The following is a 17,680-nucleotide window of genomic DNA, read 5'->3' as shown; positions in this document are numbered from 1 at the left end:
CTCGACGCGCCGGTGTGGGGGATTCGTCGCGCGGCGGCCGGTGGATGTCGGCTCGCGTCAGGCCCGGCCGGGGTAGGCGGTGGCGGGCATGCCGGGTCCGCCGGGACGGAAGGCCGCCGGGGCGTGCGCCACCGTGGTCTGGACGTACTCCAGCAGCCCCTCCTCGCCGTACTCGCGGCCGTACCCGCTGCGCTTGACCCCGCCGAACGGGGCGCGCGGCGACATGCCGGTCCTGTTGTGCGTGTTGACGAAGACGAACCCCGCCTCCAGCCGGCCCGCCAGGACGAAGGCGCGTTCCTCGTCGGCGGACCAGACGGACGCGGCCAGGCCGAGGTCGCTCGCGTTCGCCCTGGCCACGGCCTCGTCCTCGGTGTCGTACGGCAGCAGCGGCACGGCGGGGCCGAACTGCTCGCGGGCCACGAGCGGGGCGTCGTCCGCCAGGCCGGTCACCAGCGTCGGGGTCACGAAATATCCGGCACTCAGGTCGCCGGTGGCGCGCCCCAGCGGCACCGCGGTGCCCTGTCGTCCCGTCAGCGCGCGGATCCGGGCGGCCGCCTCGGCGGAGATGACGGGGCCCATGGTGACGCCGGGCGTGAGCGGGTCGCCCACCAGCAGGATCCGCTCGGCCGCCGCCACGTACGCCGCCGTGAACTCCCCGGCACGGCGCCGGGGCACGTACAGGCGCTTGGCGGCCATGCACACCTGCCCGCTGGTCGCGAACGAGGCCATGACCAGGCGCTCGTAGTCGTCCGGGGTCAGCGCGAAGTCCGGCAGCAGCAGGGCCGGGTCGTTGCCGCCCAGCTCCAGCACCGCGGGCGTCAGCATCGACCCGGCCGCCGCCGCGATCTCCCGGCCCGCCGCGCCGCCGCCGGTGAAGGCCACCTTGCGGACGAGGGGGTGGGTGACGAGCGCCTGGCCGGTCGCCGCGCCGCCGTGCACGACCTCGATGTGGGGGAGCGCCGCGGCGACCTGCCCGACCGTCAACGGGGCGAGCGGCGACGGCTTGACCACCGCCGTGTTGCCCGCGGCCAGCGCGGGGGCCAGCTTGGTCAGGGCGAGGATCACGGGCGCGTTCCACGGGGTCACGCACGCCACGACACCGTACGGCCTGCGCCGCGTCACCAGCCGGCCCGCCCCGTCGTCGAGCTCGCGGTCCGCGAGCACCCCGGGCGCCCGCTCGCACACCCACTCCAGGAACGCCAGCGCGTAGCCGAGCTCGCCCCGGCAGTCGGCCAGCGGCTTGCCCGACTCCCTGGCCAGCAGCACGGCCAGCTCCTCCGCGCGGGCGGCCACCGCGGCGGCGCCGTCCCGCAGTGCGGCGATCCGCTCGGTGAGCGGGCGCGCCGACCAGTCCCGGCGGGCGGCCTCGGCCCGCCTGACCGCCGCGTCCACGCCGGCGGGGTCCGTGACCGGGACCACGCCCACCCGCTCGGTGATCCGCGCCGGGTTCTCCTTGACGATCATGGCCGTAGTGCCGAGATCAGGCAGGCCCGCAGCAGGTACGCCCTGGCCGCCGCGGGATCGGCCGCCAGCGCGCGCAGCTCCTCGTGCCTTCCCGGGGCGCGCATCCGCGCCCAGTTGCCGTGGCTGATCGCCTGGACGTGATCGAGCGCCACCTCCCGCCTCCGCGCCGCCACCGCACCGACCGCTGCCGCCTCGCCTGACGCTGCCTCGCCTGACGCCGCCTCGCCCGCCGGCGCCCGGCCCGCCCGTGCCTCGTCGGACGGCATCTCGTCCACCAGTGAGGAGGCCATGAGGACGGCGTCGTGGATGCCGCTGTTCATGCCGAGCCCGCCGAGCGGGTTGTTCACGTGCGCCGCGTCGCCCGCCAGCAGCACCCGCCCCGCCACGAACCGGGCGGCCACCCGCTGGTGCACCCGGTAGAGGGAGGCGTGCGCCACCCGCCAGTCCCGGCCGGGATCGGCGACCGCGCGCAACCGCGCCGGCAGCCTGGCCAGCTCCTCGTCGTCGGCGCTGCCGTCCGGGGTGGGCAGCAGCACCCGCCAGTGGTCGGGGGTGCGCAGCAGGACCAGCCACTCGTCCGGGTCGAAGACGTAGTTGATCGGCGCCAGCCCCGGCAGCAGGGCCTCCAGGTCCTCGTGCACGGAGGCCACCAGGAACCGCTCCGGATAGGTGCGGCCCTCGAACGGGATGCCGAGGCTGCGGCGTACGGCGGAGTGGGCGCCGTCGGCCCCGATCAGCCAGTCACCCGAGAAACGCCCGCCGCCCGCGGCCGTCACCCGCACCCCGTCCCCGAGCGCGGTGACCTGCGCGACCTCCTGCCCGAACAGCACCTCGCCGCCGTGCCGCACGACGTGCTCACACAGGATCGGGGTGAGCTTGCTCTGCTCGCACTGCACGCGGAACGGGTACGGCGTGTCCCCTGCCAGCACCGAGAGGTCGAGCGTGGCGATCGGGCCGCCGCGCCGGTCGCGGTACTGGAAGGTCCTGGCGACCAGGCCCCGCGTCATGAGCTCGTCCAGCACCCCGAGCGAGGCCAGCATCTCCAGCGTCGGCGGATGGAAGGTGGAGGCCCGCGACTCGCCGGCCAGCCCCGCCCCGGCCTCCAGCACGGTCACCGGCACCCCGCCGCGCGCCAGCGTGAGCGCCGCCGCCAGCCCCACCGGCCCGGCCCCGGCCACGAGCACCCGCCTCACAGCTCCGCCTCCGCCGGCCGCCGCATCCGCCTCACGGCGCCCGCTCCACGCCCACCACCCGTGCCCCCGTGAAGAACAGGACGGTCTCCGCCGTGCCCTCCTCGCCCAGCCCCGACAACCCCCAGGCGGGCCGCGGCGTGAACAGGTGCAGGCTCATCACGCTGGAGCCGTTGACCTTCACCTCACCCGCCCTGACCCGCCGGGCCAGCGCCAGCGCCCGCTCCTCGTCCGCGCCCACCACGTATCCCTCCAGCCCGTAGCGCGAGGCGTTGGCCAGCGCCACCGCCTCCTCCACCGTGTCGTACGGCACCACGGCCGCCACCGGCCCGAACACCTCGCCGGCCAGATCCGCCCCGGTGATCAGCGTCGGCGGCACGAAGTTCCCCTTGTCCGGCACGTTCCCGTACGCCGTCGCCCGCCCTCCCGCCGCGGCCACCGCCTCCCGGACCCGTCGCACATGAGCGGAGTGCACCAGCGGCCCGAACTGCGTCTCCTCCGAGAGCGGATCGCCCGCCCGCAGCGCCGCCAGCCGCTCCCCGGTGGCCTCAACCAGCTCGCCGAGCCGCCCGCGCGGCACGATCAGCCTGCCCAGCGCCCTGCACCACTGCCCGTTGAGCGTGGTCAGCAGCTCGGCGGCGGACCGCGCGGCCGCCTCTGTCGCCGCGTCCGGCATCACGACCAGGGGATTGTTGCCGCCCAGTTCGAGCTGGGCGGGGCGCAGGCCCGCGGCGCAGGCCGCGGCGACCGACCGCCCGCCCGCCAGGCCGCCCGTGAACGACACCGCGCCGATCCTCGCGTCCCCGGCCAGCAGCGCGCCGGTGCGCGGCCCGCCGTGGACGAGCTGGAAGACCCCGGGTGGCAGCACCTCGTGCAGGACCTCGGCCAGCACCTGGGTGCCGTGCGGGGCGTACTCGCTCACCTTGACGATCACCGGGCAGCCCGCCGCGAGCGCGCTGGCGGCCTTGTGCGCGACCATCGGCGCGGGCGCGTTCCACGGCACCAGGCACAACGCGGGCCCCCATGGCAGCCGGTGCACCTCGACCCCGTCCCGCACCGACAGCAGCAGCCCCGCCCGCACCTGCGCGGCGGCCAGCGCGAACGCCCCATGGACGATCGCGCCCAGCGAGACGGTCTGCCGGATCGGCACCCCGGTCGCGAACGACTCCAGCCGGGCGATCTCCCCGGCCCGCCCGGCCAGCGCCCGCGCCGCCTCCTCCAGCACCTCGGCCCGCCGCCCGGCCTCCGCCCACGGCAGCGCCACCCGCCCGGCGGCGGCCAGCGCCTCCTCGACCCGATCCGGCGACGAGCCGAGCGCCCGCCCCCGGGGCTCGCCCGTGCCCGGGTCCTCCAGGTCGAAGCCCAGGTCGTCCGCGCAGTCCGTCCACACCCCGTCCACCAGGTCGCGGGTCCGCGGCGTGATCATGGCCGGTCCGCCACGGCGAACAGCTCGTTCTCCTTGGCCTGGGTGACGAGCTGGGCGACCTCCAGCCTGCCGCGCTCGGCGGGGAAGGTCATCACCAGCCCCATCGCCAGGTCACGCAGCGCCCGCCCGACGACGCCGCCCATCATCGCGCCGGACGTGCCCGACGCCTTGAACGCGCCCAGCGCCACCTGGAAGCAGCACTCCGTCACCGACCCCTTGCCCAGCCGCCACTGCAGGAACACCTCCTCCTTGGGCCGCAGCGGCGGCTGCGCCGTCTCCAGCAGCAGCTGCCTGCGCAACCACAGGTAGGCGGTCTCCAGCTGGACGGTCATCTCGCCGATGAGCTGCTGGTGCATGGGGGAGGAGGCGATCGGCCGCCCGGTGTCGGCGAAGGTCTTCCTGGTGAGCTGCTCGATGACGACGTCGTAGACGTTCTGCGCGCAGCCGGTGTAGACGGCCGCGATGGCGAGCTGGTTGCCGACGAAGCTGCCGCGGCTCATCCGCAACATCCGGGTGAACGCCCCCGGGACGGTGAGGGCCTCGTCCTCCGCGACGAACACCTCCTCCAGCCGGATGCCGTTGTTGGCGGTGGCGCGCATCCCGAGGCCGTCCCACGGAGCCCGCACGGACACGCCGGGAGCGTCGCGCGGCACGAAGAACGTCGCCAGCCCCTCGGCGTTGTCGTGGCCCTCCAGCCTGGCCGTGGTCAGGTAGTAGTCGGCCACCCCGGTCGCGCAGCCGAAGGACTTCTCGCCGTCGAGGATCCAGCCGCCCGCCGTGCGGCGGGCCGTGGTGGCGATCGTGATGTTGGCGGCGGCGCTCTTGACGGACTCGGAGGCGAAGTTGGCCAGCCACACGCCCGAGGCCATCCTCTTCAGCAGCTTCCCGGCGAACGCCCGGACGGCCGGGATCTCCGCGTCGGTGAACAGGCCCGCCTCGACCGCCTCCAGCGGGAGCAGCCCGCGCGAGGCGCTGGTGTTGTGGAAGAAGTAGGCCAGCGCGGTGGACGGGCAGGCGGTGCCCATGGCGTACGTGGCCGCCGCCAGGTCGCGCAGCGTGCCGCCGAGGCCGCCGTGCTCCTGCGGCACCACCAGCCCGAGCAGCCCGGCCTCCCGCAGCAGCGCCACGTGCTCGACGGGGAAGCGGGCCTGTTCGTCGGCCTTGGCGGCGGCGGCGCGCAGCGCGGGGAGCACCGACTCCACGCGCTGGGCCCGGTCACGTTCGGCCTCGGTCATGTCGTCGACGAGCCGTTCACCCGTCAGCCTGTCGGTCACGTTCTCCCCTTAGAAGTGCGGTCTGTGCGCTCGGTCCGCGAATCGATGGTTCTGTCCCGAACGATCGTCGGCCCTGTCCGCGGGCCGGTCCGGACGCTCGTCGGCCCTGTCTGTGATCCGTCCCGGACGCTCGACGGTCGCGTCCGCGGGCCGTCCCGGATGCCCGGCGGGTCCGTCCGCGGAACCGTCCCGGACGCCCGGAAGGTCCGTCCATGAGTCCGTCTCGGACGCGCGGCGGGCCCGTCCCGGCGATGCCGAGCCCCAGGAACGCTCCAGCTCCGCCGCGCCCGCGACCAGGGCCGCCCGGTCCGCGGCGCCGGCCACCTCCAGCTCCCCGGCCAGGAGCAGGACGTCCTCGGCCGGCAGCGCCCCGTCCACGCCGCCCAGCGTGGTGTCGAACCGCCACACCCCGCTCTTCATCGCCACCAGCGCGTTGACCAGGCCGATGCCGTGCCGCTCCCGCAGTCCGACGCGGAGCGCGGCGTCCCCTGCCGCGACGGCCGCCTCCTGCAGGAGGTGCCGAAGCCGGAGCGGCGTGGCGGGGGAGGCGCCCTCCTCCAGCGCGACCTCGTCGCACCCGAGCCCGGCCAGGCGCGCGACCTCCGCCACCACGTACTCCTCGCGGCCCGCGGCGAACGCGTCGGGCAGCCGCCCGACCACCGTCATCCCGGCCCGCCGCGCCGCCCGCACCAGCGCGCCACACTCCTCCGCCCGCACCCCCGCCTGGATCCCCGCCTGCGCGTCCGGCCCCGGGCTCGCTTGTGGCCGTCCGCCCGCGCCCGTTCCGGCGGCCGTTCGGGGTCGGGCCGTGTCGGGCCGGTGCCGCGGCGGAGGGGCGCAGGCCCGGAACTCCACCACCCCCGCGCCCGCCGCGGCCACGGCCGTGACCTGCTCGGGACGGGTGATCAGGGCGGACGCGGTGGCGGGGTCGAGGTCTCCGGGCGAGGGCGCGCCGCCGTACAGGTCGAGGAGCCGGACGCGGACACCGGCGGCGCGCAGCCGCCGCGCCAGCGCGGCCGCCCGCGGCGCGGGGACCCCGCGGGCGCGCAGGACGGCGAGCAGCCCCGTGTCGGCGACCGAGATCCGCTCGGGCAGCGGGTCGGCGAGCTGGCTCCAGGCCCGCGAGTGGAACAGCACGGGCGGCACCCGCCGAGGCGTCGCGGCGGCGACCACCGAACCGACGAAGATCGTGTGATCACCTCCCGGGTACGCGTGCGCGACCCGGCAGTCCAGCCACCCGACGGCGTCGGCCAGCACGGGCGACCCGGTCCGCCCCGGCTGCCAGGCGGCTCCGGAGAACCGGTCGGTGTCCCGCCCGGCGAACCGGCTGCCGAGCACCGCCTGGTCCTTGCCGAGGATGCTGACCGCGAACGTGCCGTTCCGGGTCACGAGGTCGTGGGTCCTGGTGCCGCGCGCCAGGCAGACGAGCACCATCGGCGGGTCCAGGCTCACGCTGGAGAAGGCGCTCGCCGTCATCCCGTGCCGGCGGTCACCGGCTCCGGTGGTCACGATCACCACGCCGCTCGGCCACTGCGCCATGACCGCGCGGAAGGCCTCGCCGTCAGTCGCCACTGCTCCTCGCTGTTCCAACAGAGGAAACGCCGTAACGCTGAAGGTAACGAGTCCTCAGTTTGGTGTCAATGTGACACCGTTTCCCTCACGGAAATAGACTGGGCGAGTGAGCGCGCAAGCCGAGACCGAGAGCCAGAGCAGGTCCATCGCGTCGGTGGAGCGGGCGATGGACGTCCTGCTGCTGTTCGGCCGCAGCAGCCGTGCCGACCTGGGCGTCACCGAGATCGCCACGGAGCTCGACCTGACCAAGGCCGCCGTGCACCGCATCCTCACGGCCCTGCGCAGCCGTGAGCTCATCGCGCTCGACCCCGTCACCCGGCGCTACTCCCTCGGTCACGCGGCCATCGCGCTCGGCCGCGCCTACATGGCCCGCACCGACCTGCGCGCCATGGCCGGCCCCGAGCTGCGCCGCCTGTCGCAGCAGACGGAGGAGACGGCCACCCTGTCCGTACGGCGCGGCGACACCCGCCTCTACGTCGATCAGGCCGTGCCCGCCCAGGAGCTGCGCATGGAGGTCTCGCTCGGCATCCCCTACCCGCTGCACGCGGGCAGCTCGTCCAAGGCGATCCTCGCCTTCCTCCGGCCTGAGGAGATCGAGGCGTACCTGGTCAGGCACGAGCTCGACGCCCTCACCCCGAAGACCATCACCGAGCCCGGGAAGCTGCAGGCCGAGCTGGCCGCCGTCCGGCGCCGGGGGTACGCCACCTCGCTCGGCGAGCGCCAGGAGGGCGCTGCCTCCGTCGCCGCGCCGATCTTCGACCACGACGGCCTGGTGATCGCGGCCGTGAGCGTCGCGGGCCCGGCCACCCGCTTCAAGCCGCGCCTGCAGGAGGCCGCGCGCCCGCTCCTGGAGACCGCCGCCCGCCTGTCCGCCCGGCTCGGCCACCACGGCTGATCCACTGCGCCCGCGCCACCGCCACCCCGGCCGCATCGGACCTCACCGCGCCCGGCCTCACCGCGCCCGGCCGCGTCCCGGCTCACAGGGTCGCGCCCGGTTTGAGCACCCCCAGCACGGCGGCGCCCAGGACGCAGGCCCAGATCGTCCAGACGAAGGGCAGGCAGCCGTCGACCGAGCGGCGCAGCGCCCGTTCCACCTCGGGCGTCGAACCGGACGCGGTCAGCGCCCCGAAGGCGGGCCCGAACGCGCGCAGCCTGAGCCGGATGCCCAGCCCCGCCGCGATGGCCAGGGCGTACAGCGCCAGCTTGGCCCCCAGCCAGCGCGGGCCGGTGTCCACGCCGAACGGGTGCTCGGCGAACATCGTGTAGGCCGCGCTGCCGGCGATCACGGCGACGAGGGTCAGCCTGATCGCCCAGTCGGCCCGCCGCACCAGCGGGAAACGCCCATGGGTGCGGTGGTCGGCCACCGTCAGCGCCAGCCACCCCAGCGCGAACGCCCACACCAGCAGCACCGACCAGAGCGGGAACAGCCGCACCCCGAACAGCTCGGCCCCGTGCGGCTCCATCGCCATCAGCGTGACCCCGCTGGGCAGGAAGAGCACCAGGCAGATCTTCGGCGCGAGGTCGAGGCCGCTCATGATCCGTAACGCGGTGGCCCGCGCCTGGGGCGTCGCCGCCGGGTCGAGGACGTGCCTGCTGGAGTGGAACACCCCCAGGTCGCCGCCGAGCCAGAAGACGAACAGCACCAGGTGAAGGACGATCCACCAGCCGTGCGGATGAGGTCCCATGAACGCCCCTTCCCAGCGGAATTGGAAACGACGTTACACGATAGGAAACGGCTCGGTGTCCCTGGACGTCGAAGCAGCTCTGGGAGAAGTCCCGCCTGGCCAGGTCGCCGGCGCGGAAGCCCCAGATGGGGTCGGCCGGCAGGTCACGCCATTGCATCGCTCCTCCTGCCGCCGCCGACCGTAGGACGTCCTGGCAGGCGCGTCAACGAAGAACGCGATGCCGGTGCGGTCGTGCGCGCGGTAGCGTGAAGCGAGGACGGCGCCCCGGGCTACGGGCGCCGCCGCAGGGCGTGCTCACCGGCCCGCCCACGACCGACCGTCGAGTCGGCGTGGGCGCCTGCCTGCCCGCACTCGGGGGTCACGGCCCGGGAGGCGACCGGATGGACCTCGACGCGCTGCGCGCCCACTACGACGAGCATGGATACGCCCGCCTGCCCCACGCCTTCCCCGCTGCCGCGGCGGCGGACATGACCCGCGCGGTGTGGTCGGCGCTGGCCCGCGGGCACGGCATCGACCCCGCGCGGCCGGACACCTGGAGCCCGGCCGAGCCTCGGGGGCTCGGCGGGCTGAGCAGGCAGGGCGTGTTCGACCGGCTGGGCTCGCCCGCCGTCGTGGCGGCGATCGGCGCGCTGCTGGGCCGCCGGGACTGGCCGCGGCCGTCGGGCTGGGGCGGCCCGCTGGTCACGTTCCCGACGCCGGGGCGGTGGGAGGTGCCGGCCGGCGGCTGGCACCTCGACTTCCCCGCACGGGGCGCGCACGGCATCACCCTGCTGCTGAAGTGGCTCGGCTACCTGGCCCCGGTCGGCCCGCGAGGCGGCGGCACGGTGGTGCTGGCCGGCTCGCACCGGCTGGTCGCGGCGTTCCTGCGGCAGGCCGGTGAGGCCGAGCCGGGACGCTCGGCCACCGTCCGCGACGCGATCCTCGGCCCGCGCCCCCGGCTCCGGGACCTCCGGCGGGCCACGGGGGCCAAGGTGGTGGAGCTCACGGGGGAGCCGGGGGACGTGGTCTTCCTGCACCCCCACCTGTTGCACGCCCCGGCGGCCAACCGTTCCCGCTCTCCCCGGTTCATGGTCACGGGCGGCCTGTTCGGCTGAGGTCTACGGGCGCAGCCACCGTAGTGCCGCGTCCGCGCAGTCCTCGGGGGTGCTGTTGAAGGCGATGGCGGCGCCCGGCGCATGCACCCGCACCAGGTTGACCACCCTCTCGAAAAGGTCGAGCAGCGGCTCGAAGGTGCGGATGCCGCCCCCGATCACCACGCAGCCGTGCTCCGCGCGGGTCAGGGCCGCCACGACGGCCGCCTCCGGGTCGTCTCCGGGCGTCACCAGGCACCAGTCGGCCTCGAGGCCGAGGTCGTCGAAGCGGGCCCGCCCGCGGGCGATCGCCGCCTGGACCGGCGCGGGGTCCCAGCCCTCGATCCCGGCAGGATCGAGGCCGATCACCAGCACTCGTGCCACTGTCACGCGTCCTCCCTCCGGCAGGCCACGAGTCTAACTCACGGAGTTAGTTCGTCTCACGAATTTTGCTATTCTTGGCCGGTGAATGAGCAAGTCGACGGCCCGATCGGGGTCGTGGCGGCCCTGGTGCGGTCCACGTTCCTGGTGAACGCGGTGTACGAGGCCTCCGCCCGCGAGTACGGCCTCACCCAGCAGCAGGGCCAGCTGTTGTGCGTGCTGATGGCGCGCTCCTACGGCATGGGCGAGCTGGGCGCGGTGCTCGGCCTGGCCAAGTCGAGCCTGACCGGCATGGTGGACCGCAGCGAGCGCAACGGCCTGGTGCGGCGCAAGCCCGACCCGCAGGACTCCCGCGCCGTCCGGGTGGAGCTGACCAGGCGGGGCGCCAAGCTGGCCGGCGAGTTCTACGCCGAGACCTGCCGCCGCGTCGAGGAGCTGACCTCCGGGTTCCCCGAGAAGGAGCGCGACGTGCTCGCCGGCCTGCTCGGCCGCATCGTGGCGGACAACAAGGTGCCCGCCGTCTTTGCGGAGCCGGATCGCCGGAACTGAACGCAGCTTGCAGTTCGTGTCGCGAACTAATATGGTTCGTGGCACGAACTGAGCGTTTCGGGAGGCAGAAATTGTCCGCACATGACGTCGTCTTCGGGTTCGGCACGCATCCCGGCATCGACGACATTCCTGAGCTGCTGCGCATGACCCAGCAGGCCGACCGTGACGGGCTGGACGTCTTCAGCCTGTCCGACCACCCCTACCTCGGCGGGCGCCTGGACGCCTACGCGGCGCTCGGCTTCGTCCTCGGGCGCACCCGGCACATCGCCGGCTTCGCCAACGTGACGAACCTGCCGACCCGGCCGCCTGCCCTGCTGGCCAGGACGGTGACGTCGTTGTCGGCGCTGTCGGAGGGCAGGGTCGTGCTCGGCATGGGCGCGGGCGGGCTGTGGGACCGCATCGCCGACATGGGCGTGCCGCGGCTGTCGCCCGGCGACGCGGTGGACGCGTTCGAGGAGGCGATCGTGCTGGTCAAGCTGCTGTCAGGCGGCGGCGCTCCGGTCACGTTCGAGGGCGCGCACTACCAGGTGCACCGGATCGACCCCGCTCCCGTGGCCGCGCCGCCCGTGTGGACCGGATCGGTCGGCCCGAAGTCCCTGGCCGCCACCGGCCGCGTGGCCGACGGCTGGATCCCCGGGCACGCGGCCGACTGGCTCAGCGAGCGCTACCGGTCCTCGCGGCCGATCATCGACGAGGCGGCGGCCGCCGCCGGCCGCGACCCCGGCGAGATCCGCACGATCTTCAACCTCCCCGGCAGCATCACCGACCGGCCGCTGCCCGCCACCCGCGACGACGCGGGCCGCTGGCTCGGCGGCTCTCCCGCCCAGTGGGCGGAGGAGCTGACCGGGGCCGTGCTGGAGTACGGCGCTTCGGGCTTCACGCTCTTCGCCGCCGGCCACGGCGGCGTCGACGCCACCACCCTGGCCCGCTGGGCGCAAGAGGTCGCTCCGGCCGTACGCGAGGCGGTGGCGAAGGAGCGCGGCGGCGAGCGGCCTCACACGACGCCGAGCGACTCCTCCAGATAGGCCATCGCCCCGACGGGCTCCTCGGCGAAGAAGACCAGGTCGATGAGGGGGCGCGGCAGGAAACCCTCGTCCTCCATCCGCCGGAACTGCTCCTTGAGGCCGTCGTAGAAGCCCGCCGTGTTCAGCAGCACGACGGGCTTGTCCGTCCGCCCGTGCTTCTTCAGCTCCAGGATCTCGGTGGCCTCGTCCAGCGTGCCCGTGCCGCCCACCATGATGACCACCGCGTCGGCCTTCTCCAGCAGCAGCCTCTTGCGCTCGGCGAGGTCGGAGGCGATGACCATGTCGTCCACGCCGCTGCGCGCCTTGGCGGCCAGGAAGTCCACCGAGACACCCATCAGCCGCCCGCCCGCCGCGTGCACCCCGTCGGCCATCACCTTCATCAGGCCCACGTCGGAGCCTCCCCAGACCAGCGTGTGCCCGCCCTTGCCGATCAGCTCGGCGAACTCGCGGGCGGGCCGGGTGTAGGTCTCGGGCAGGTCGGCGGCCGACAGGAAGACGCAGATGTTCATGTGGACCACCGTAAGGGGTGCCCGCGGCGCGGCGGGACGCGGTCAGAGGTGCCGCCCCCACCAGTCGAGGACGGCCTCGAAGCGGGCCACCCGATGGCTGGGCAGCCCCGAGCGGGACAGCTCGTGGCCCTCTCCCGGGAACAGCAGCATCTCCGTCTCCACCCCGCGCAGCCGGAGCTTGACGAACAACCGCTGGGCCTGCTCCACCGGGCACCGCCAGTCGTGCTCCGAGTGGATGATCAGGAACGGCATCTCGATCTTGTCGGCGTGCGTGAGCGGGCTCAGCTCCACCCAGCGCGCCGGGTCCTCGCCGTACAGGTCGCGGGTGAACGACCAGCCGATGTCGCTGCTGCCGTGGAAGCTGTCGATCGCGTTGAGGGCGCGCTCGCTGATCGCCGCCCTGAACCGCTCGCCGTGGTGCGCGGCCAGCCACGTGGTCATGAAGCCGCCGTGCGAGCCGCCGAGCACGCCGGCGCGGGAGGCGTCCAGGCCGCCGGTGGCCAGAGCGGCGTCCAGCAGCGCCAGCAGGTCGACGGCCGACAGGCGGCCGACGTCGCCGATGATGTGCCGGCCGTGCGCCTGGCCGTAGCCGGACGAGCCGCGCGGGTTGCCCATGACGACGGCGTACCCGGCCGAGGCGTAGACCTGTGCCTCGTCGAAGACGTGCCAGCCGTACTGGGTGAAGGGACCGCCGTGGATCATGAGGAGCACCGGGTGCGGGCCCTCGCCCGCCGGGCGGACGATCCAGCCGTGCACGGGGTAGCCGTCGGGGGCCGTGCCGGTGACCTCCTCGATGGGCAGCACGTCGAGGTCGCGGCCGAAGGAGGTGAGGGTCGTCTCGCCGCCGTCGCGCAGGGCGACCAGCTCGCCCGGGGTGCGGGCGTCGGCGACGGCCGCGACGGTGACGCCGCCGGCGTGGGCGACGGCGTTGACCTCCCGCCGGCCGCCGATCAGGACGGCCGGCTCCGCGCCTTCGTACGGCACCAGCAGCAGGTCCTTGGCCCCCCGGTTCTCCACGATGACCAGCACGCCGTCGGCGGTGGGCGTGTACGGGTCCTCGCTGACGTGGAAGCGCTCCTCGTCGGTGAGGCGGCGGGCCTGGCCGCCGGCGAGCGGCGCGAGCCAGAGCCCGAGGTTCCTGCAGACCAGGTGACGGCGCTCGGGGCCGGTGACGGAGCCGAGGAAGCACACGGACTCGCCGTCCGGCGTGAAGCGCGGCGCGGCCACCGCCAGGTCGGTGGCGGTCACCCGGCGCAGGCCCGAGCCGTCGGGGGCGCTCACCCACACGTCGTTGGCGAGCGAGGCGTCGCGCTCGTCGTGCCGGGCCGCCACGAACGCCAGCAGCGAGCCGTCCGGGCTCCAGGCCACCTCGCCGTGGTCGAAGTCACCCTCGGTGACCTGGACGGGCGCGGGCTCCTCGGCGAAGGGGTCGACGACGAAGACGTGCGCGCGCCGGTCGAGGACGAAGCCCAGGTTGTCCCAGCGGTAGTGGAAGCCGGTGATGCGGCGCGGCCGTTCCTTGTCCGGCTCGCCCTCGCCGTACCGGCCCTCCTCGGGCACCCTCGCGACGAAGGCCAGCCGCCGCGAGTCGGGGCTCCACACCGGCTCGCCGGCGCCGAGCGGCTGGTCGGTCACCTTGCGAGGCTCACCACCGCCGGTGGGCATCACGTAGAGCTGCGGCTTGGCGCCGTCGCCGCCGCGGACGAAGGCCAGCCAGGCGCCGTCGGGGGAGTACGCCGGCGCCGCGTCGCGCGGCCCTCGCGTCAGCCGGCGGGGCTCGGCCGAGCCGTCGGTCGGGATCAGCCAGAGGCCGCCGCGGTACTCGTCGGCCTCCAGGTCCGGCCGCGTGACGGCGACGATCGCATGCTTCCCGTCGGGCGAGATCGTCGGCGCGCCGAGAGCATGCAAAAGGGAGATGTCCGCAGGTTTCATGCGCTCGACCCTAACCGCAGCGCTTCGGCGGCCATAGCGGCGCCGAGATCACATCTTCCTGCACATCCCTGCCTTTGGTTACAATTCGTGATGCTGCACACCTTCTGCGTGAAACAGCCGTAAGCTCCCAGAACGCGTCACGCGTTCATGATCCGTGACGCGGAGCAGCGAGCAGAGAGGTAGTTCAGCACGTGACCCAAGGCCCGTGGCCCCAGCAACCCCCCGAGCCACTGCTGACCAGGGACTACGACGCGGACCCCGCACAAGTGCACGAGAGACTGCGCAAGATCTACGGCCCCGTCGCGCCGGTCGACCTCCTCGGGGTGCCGGTCTGGTTCGTGATGGGGTACGAGGAGGTCCTCCGCGTCCTGCAGAACTCCGGAGGCGTGTGGAGCAAGCGCGTGGACAGGTGGCGGGCGCACGCGGAGGGCCGGATCCCGGCCGACTGGCCGCTGCTGCCCGTCTTCCAGGTCAACAACTCGACGTTCCAGGAAGGCGCCGCCCTCAACGGGTTGCGCCACGCCTGGACCAGCGCGCTGGCCCCCTTCCAGAACCCCGGCCACCCCCAGGCGAAGCAGCTGGAGCAGGCCGTCGTGGATCATGCCGACGACCTCATCGGCGTGCTGGCCGAAGGCGGAGCCACGGGATGGGCGGACCTCGCCGCCCAGTACGCGCGGCCGCTCCCGCTCATGGTCGCCGAGCGCATGCTCGGCTTCCCGGCCGGCCGCGGCGAGGACGTCGTCATGGACATCTGGCGGATGATCGACGCCGGACCGGAGGCGGCCGCGGCGTTCGAGCGGCTGTACGCCGCCATGACCGACCTGGGCGCCGCCAAACGCGAGACCCCAGGCGACGACCTGCCGTCCTACCTGATCGAGGCCAAGCCCGACATCACCCTGGACGAGCTGGCCCGCGAGCTGCTCATGCTGCCCGGCCTGCTGGACTTCACCGCCAGCCTCGTCTGCAACGTGGTCGTCGAGGTCGCCGCCAACCCGGACGTGCGCGAGAGCCTGTCGGTCGGCGCCATCGACGAGACGGTGAACAGGGTCGCCCTGCTCAACCCGCCGATGGCCAACCTCACCTTCCGCTACGCGCTGACCGAGGTGAAGCTGGGCAACTACACCATCGCCCCCGGCGATCCCGTGATGCTCTCCGTCGCCGCCGCGCACCAGGACCCGCGCTTCGCCGGGGCGATCGACTGGCACGCCATCCGCACCACCCGCGCCCACCTGGCCTGGGGCGCGGGGCCGCACAACTGCCTCGGCCAGCTCCTGGCGACCCGGATCACCGCCATCGCCGTGCACCGGCTGTTCAAGCGGATGTCCAAGGTGAAGCTCGCGCTCCCGCCCGACCAGCTGCCCTGGCGTCCTTCCCCGTTCATGCGGGCGCTGCGGTCGCTGCCCATCCAGTACGAGCTCGCCGAGGCCCCGCGCCCCCCGAGGAGCGGCCCCGCCCCGGATCAGGCGCCCGCACCGCAGGAGCCCCCGGCGGACGAGCCCGCGGGCAGGCAGTCCCGCTCGCCGTTGTGGACCTTCCTGCGCGGGCTGCGCCGGCCACGATGAGGGCGCTCAGCGCGAAGGCGGGCCGGCCGGGTGGAGGCGGACGCAGCAGTGCCCGGGGGCGGGCTCCAGGCGGGCGGTGACGTCCGTTGCGCCGAGGCCTTCGAGGAGGCCGGTGACCAGGCAGAGGTTCATGCCGCAGACCAGCTCGGTGTGCTGCCTGGCCAGGCTGTGGAAGGGGCAGTTGACCAGGCCGATGCTCTCGCCGTCGGCGCGGGGCTCGAACCCGAGGGTCTCCAGCGCGCGCAGGACCGCGTCGCGGGGGCCGGACGCGGGGCGGGCCCTGCCGCCGAGCTCCCTGCCCAGCTCGCGGGCGCGCCGGTCGAGCGCGGCGCGGGGCGGCTCGCCCGAGGCCTGAGCCGTCTGGAGCGCGCCGGCGAGCAGGTGGGCGGCGATCTCGTAGTGCCGCTCGGGCAGGGAGATCGCGATCTGCCCGGGCGCGCGCCGGTAGAGCTTGGACGGGCGGCCCGCGCCGGGCCCCGTGCGGCCGGTGCGGCGCTGGTAGACGGCTTCGAGCAGCCCCTCGGCCACCAGCTTGTCGAGGTGGAACGAGACGGTGTTGCGGGGCGCCTGCACGGCGCCCGCGGCCTGGTCGCGGCTCACCGGCTCGGGCTGCCGCACCACGAACTCGTACAGGCGGCGCCGGGTCGGCTCGTCCAGCGCCGCGACGGCGGAGACGTGTGCGGGCCGGGCCCCCTCGACCTCGTCCATTCTAAAACCCACTTCTGTTGACTGAATTGCCGTGCCCCTTCTAATGTTAACGAAACTCGTCAATAGAAGAAGGGGTTCACATGATGCGCTGTGCGTGCGAGGACGGCGGGCGGGCGGCATGAGCGAGACCGTGACGCAGCCGGCCGGCGATCCCTCTTCCGTCGCGTCCCTCGACCATCAGCACAGACGCCTGCGGGTGGTCCGGGGGCGCGGCGGCGTGGACCTGGACGCCGCGGAACGGGCGGTGACGGACCTGCTGATCGCGCTGGGCCGGCAGGCCGAGTCCGAGCACCTGGCCGACACGCCGAGGCGGGTCGCCCGCGCCTACGCCGAGCTGCTGGCGCCGCGCGAGTTCGACCTGACGACCTTTCCCAACGAGGAGGGGTACGACGAGCTCGTCCTGGCCCGCGACATTCCGGTGCAGTCGTTGTGCGAGCATCACCTGCTGCCGTTCCAGGGGGTGGCGCACGTGGGCTACCTGCCCGGCGACCGCATTCTCGGGCTGTCGAAGCTCGCCCGGGTCGTCGAGCTGTTCGCCCGCGACCTCCAGGTGCAGGAGCGGCTGACCAAGCAGGTGGCCGGCTGGTTGCAGGAGCACCTGGCGCCGCGGGGCGTGGGCGTGGTGATCGAGGCCGAGCACCTGTGCATGTCGATGCGGGGCGTGCAGGCCCGCGGGTCCCGCACGGTGACGTCGGCGATGCAGGGGCTGCTCCGCGAGGACGCGCGCTCCCGGCAGGAGTTCTTCGCGCTGGCCGGGGTCAGCTCCTAGGCTCTTCCGGCGACGGGACCGTCCACTCCTTCGACGCCCGACGTACCATGGCGTGCCAGCCTTGATCCCGCCAGGAGGAGACCGCGTGGCCCGCCCGAAGACCACCCCGCGCACCGTGGACAACGCCTCGGCCGCCGAGGTCACGCTCCAGCAGCTCATGGAGGCGGTCGCCGACCCCGTCCGCCGCTCGGTGATCGCCCAGCTCGCCCTCGCGGGCCACGACCTGAGCTGCGGCACCTTCGACCTGCCGGTCTCCCGCTCGACCGCCACCCACCACTTCAACGTGCTGCGCGAAGCCGGCATCATCCGCCAGCACTACCAGGGCACCACCAAGATGAACAGCCTGCGCCCCGACGACCTCGACGCCCGCTTCCCCGGCCTCCTGCGGGCCGTCATCGATTCCTGCGTCCGGGAGAACGGCCAGGTCGCCGAGGCCCGCTGACCGCCTGAACGCGGCACACCGGGGCCGCGAACAGCCGGAACGCGACACACCGGGGCCGCCTCGCCCGCGCCCGCCGCGCCGGCCGCTTGAATGACAGGAGCCGAACAGAGATCGAGGTCCCG

The 17,680-nt window shown here is 74.1% G+C and carries 17 protein-coding genes; 7 read left to right on the top strand and 10 right to left on the bottom strand.

Annotated elements, in window-relative coordinates:
* Window positions 1–57: 57 nt before the first annotated feature.
* The 5 genes from HD597_RS22220 to HD597_RS22200 are packed head-to-tail and all read right to left on the bottom strand — an operon-like array spanning window position 58 to window position 6,926.
* Window positions 58–1,464 (bottom strand): aldehyde dehydrogenase family protein, encoded by a 1,407-nt coding sequence (locus HD597_RS22220; protein ID WP_253744602.1) that lies wholly within the window; start codon window positions 1,462–1,464, stop codon window positions 58–60.
* Window positions 1,461–2,657, bottom strand: coding sequence for an FAD-dependent oxidoreductase (locus tag HD597_RS22215; RefSeq protein WP_253744601.1), 1,197 nt, complete (start codon window positions 2,655–2,657; stop codon window positions 1,461–1,463). Before HD597_RS22215 ends, HD597_RS22220 begins: the two co-directional genes overlap by 4 nt.
* 31 nt (window positions 2,658–2,688) lie before the next feature.
* Window positions 2,689–4,080: an aldehyde dehydrogenase family protein gene (locus HD597_RS22210; RefSeq protein ID WP_253744600.1), complete on the bottom strand. Its 1,392-nt coding sequence runs from the start codon at window positions 4,078–4,080 to the stop codon at window positions 2,689–2,691.
* The gene (locus tag HD597_RS22205) at window positions 4,077–5,354 is read right to left on the bottom strand and encodes an acyl-CoA dehydrogenase family protein (protein WP_253744599.1); all 1,278 of its coding nucleotides are present in this window, start codon (window positions 5,352–5,354) and stop codon (window positions 4,077–4,079) included. Before HD597_RS22205 ends, HD597_RS22210 begins: the two co-directional genes overlap by 4 nt.
* A 9-nt stretch (window positions 5,355–5,363) precedes the next feature.
* Window positions 5,364–6,926, bottom strand: a complete 1,563-nt coding sequence (locus HD597_RS22200; RefSeq protein ID WP_253744598.1) for a flavin reductase — start codon at window positions 6,924–6,926, stop codon at window positions 5,364–5,366.
* Between the two features lie 106 nt (window positions 6,927–7,032).
* On the opposite strand from HD597_RS22200, the gene HD597_RS65905 reads away from it, so the two are divergent.
* Entirely contained in the window at window positions 7,033–7,821 is a 789-nt protein-coding gene (locus HD597_RS65905; protein ID WP_253744597.1) for an IclR family transcriptional regulator, read from the top strand.
* Between the two features lie 82 nt (window positions 7,822–7,903).
* Here HD597_RS65905 and HD597_RS22190 read toward each other — a convergent pair whose 3' ends face one another.
* Complete coding sequence (locus HD597_RS22190) at window positions 7,904–8,611, bottom strand: hypothetical protein (RefSeq protein WP_253744596.1); 708 nt, start codon at window positions 8,609–8,611, stop codon at window positions 7,904–7,906.
* A gap of 245 nt (window positions 8,612–8,856) precedes the next feature.
* Here HD597_RS22190 and HD597_RS22185 point away from each other — a divergent pair, with 245 nt between their 5' ends.
* Window positions 8,857–9,705 carry a phytanoyl-CoA dioxygenase family protein gene (locus HD597_RS22185; protein ID WP_253744595.1) on the top strand — a complete coding sequence of 283 codons (849 nt, stop codon included), beginning with the start codon at window positions 8,857–8,859 and terminating at the stop codon, window positions 9,703–9,705.
* Between the two features lie 3 nt (window positions 9,706–9,708).
* On the opposite strand, the gene HD597_RS22180 is transcribed toward HD597_RS22185, so the two are convergent.
* Entirely contained in the window at window positions 9,709–10,071 is a 363-nt protein-coding gene (locus tag HD597_RS22180) for a hypothetical protein (protein ID WP_253744594.1), read from the bottom strand.
* Window positions 10,072–10,146: 75 nt separating this feature from the next.
* On the opposite strand from HD597_RS22180, the gene HD597_RS22175 reads away from it, so the two are divergent.
* Both HD597_RS22175 and HD597_RS22170 read left to right on the top strand, forming a co-directional pair.
* On the top strand, window positions 10,147–10,611 hold the full coding sequence (locus HD597_RS22175; protein WP_253744593.1) for a MarR family winged helix-turn-helix transcriptional regulator: 465 nt from the start codon (window positions 10,147–10,149) through the stop codon (window positions 10,609–10,611).
* A 71-nt stretch (window positions 10,612–10,682) separates the two neighbouring features.
* On the top strand, window positions 10,683–11,636 hold the full coding sequence (locus tag HD597_RS22170) for an LLM class flavin-dependent oxidoreductase (protein WP_253744592.1): 954 nt from the start codon (window positions 10,683–10,685) through the stop codon (window positions 11,634–11,636).
* Here HD597_RS22170 and HD597_RS22165 read toward each other — a convergent pair.
* Window positions 11,606–12,145: an LOG family protein gene (locus HD597_RS22165; protein WP_253744591.1), complete on the bottom strand. Its 540-nt coding sequence runs from the start codon at window positions 12,143–12,145 to the stop codon at window positions 11,606–11,608. The two genes, HD597_RS22170 and HD597_RS22165, sit on opposite strands and share 31 nt — an antisense overlap.
* 42 nt (window positions 12,146–12,187) lie before the next feature.
* A complete protein-coding gene (locus HD597_RS22160; RefSeq protein ID WP_253744590.1) occupies window positions 12,188–14,077 on the bottom strand; it encodes a S9 family peptidase in 1,890 nt (629 codons plus the stop codon).
* Between the two features lie 191 nt (window positions 14,078–14,268).
* On the opposite strand from HD597_RS22160, the gene HD597_RS65900 reads away from it, so the two are divergent.
* Window positions 14,269–15,639 (top strand): cytochrome P450, encoded by a 1,371-nt coding sequence (locus tag HD597_RS65900; protein ID WP_253744589.1) that lies wholly within the window; start codon window positions 14,269–14,271, stop codon window positions 15,637–15,639.
* Window positions 15,640–15,645: 6 nt separating this feature from the next.
* On the opposite strand, the gene HD597_RS22150 is transcribed toward HD597_RS65900, so the two are convergent.
* Window positions 15,646–16,347, bottom strand: a complete 702-nt coding sequence (locus HD597_RS22150) for a helix-turn-helix transcriptional regulator (protein WP_253744588.1) — start codon at window positions 16,345–16,347, stop codon at window positions 15,646–15,648.
* A 118-nt stretch (window positions 16,348–16,465) separates the two neighbouring features.
* Here HD597_RS22150 and folE point away from each other — a divergent pair, with 118 nt between their 5' ends.
* Together folE and HD597_RS22140 are read left to right on the top strand one after the other, a co-directional pair.
* Window positions 16,466–17,116, top strand: coding sequence for a GTP cyclohydrolase I FolE (gene folE, locus HD597_RS22145; RefSeq protein WP_253744587.1), 651 nt, complete (start codon window positions 16,466–16,468; stop codon window positions 17,114–17,116).
* An 85-nt stretch (window positions 17,117–17,201) separates the two neighbouring features.
* On the top strand, window positions 17,202–17,558 hold the full coding sequence (locus HD597_RS22140; RefSeq protein WP_253744586.1) for an ArsR/SmtB family transcription factor: 357 nt from the start codon (window positions 17,202–17,204) through the stop codon (window positions 17,556–17,558).
* Window positions 17,559–17,680 lie beyond the last annotated feature (122 nt).

The organism is Nonomuraea thailandensis (genome assembly GCF_024172165.1).
Taxonomy (GTDB): Bacteria; Actinomycetota; Actinomycetes; order Streptosporangiales; family Streptosporangiaceae; genus Nonomuraea; species Nonomuraea thailandensis.
The sequence above is the reverse complement of the archived record's forward strand: the minus strand, read 5'-3'. Positions and strand labels throughout refer to the sequence as shown.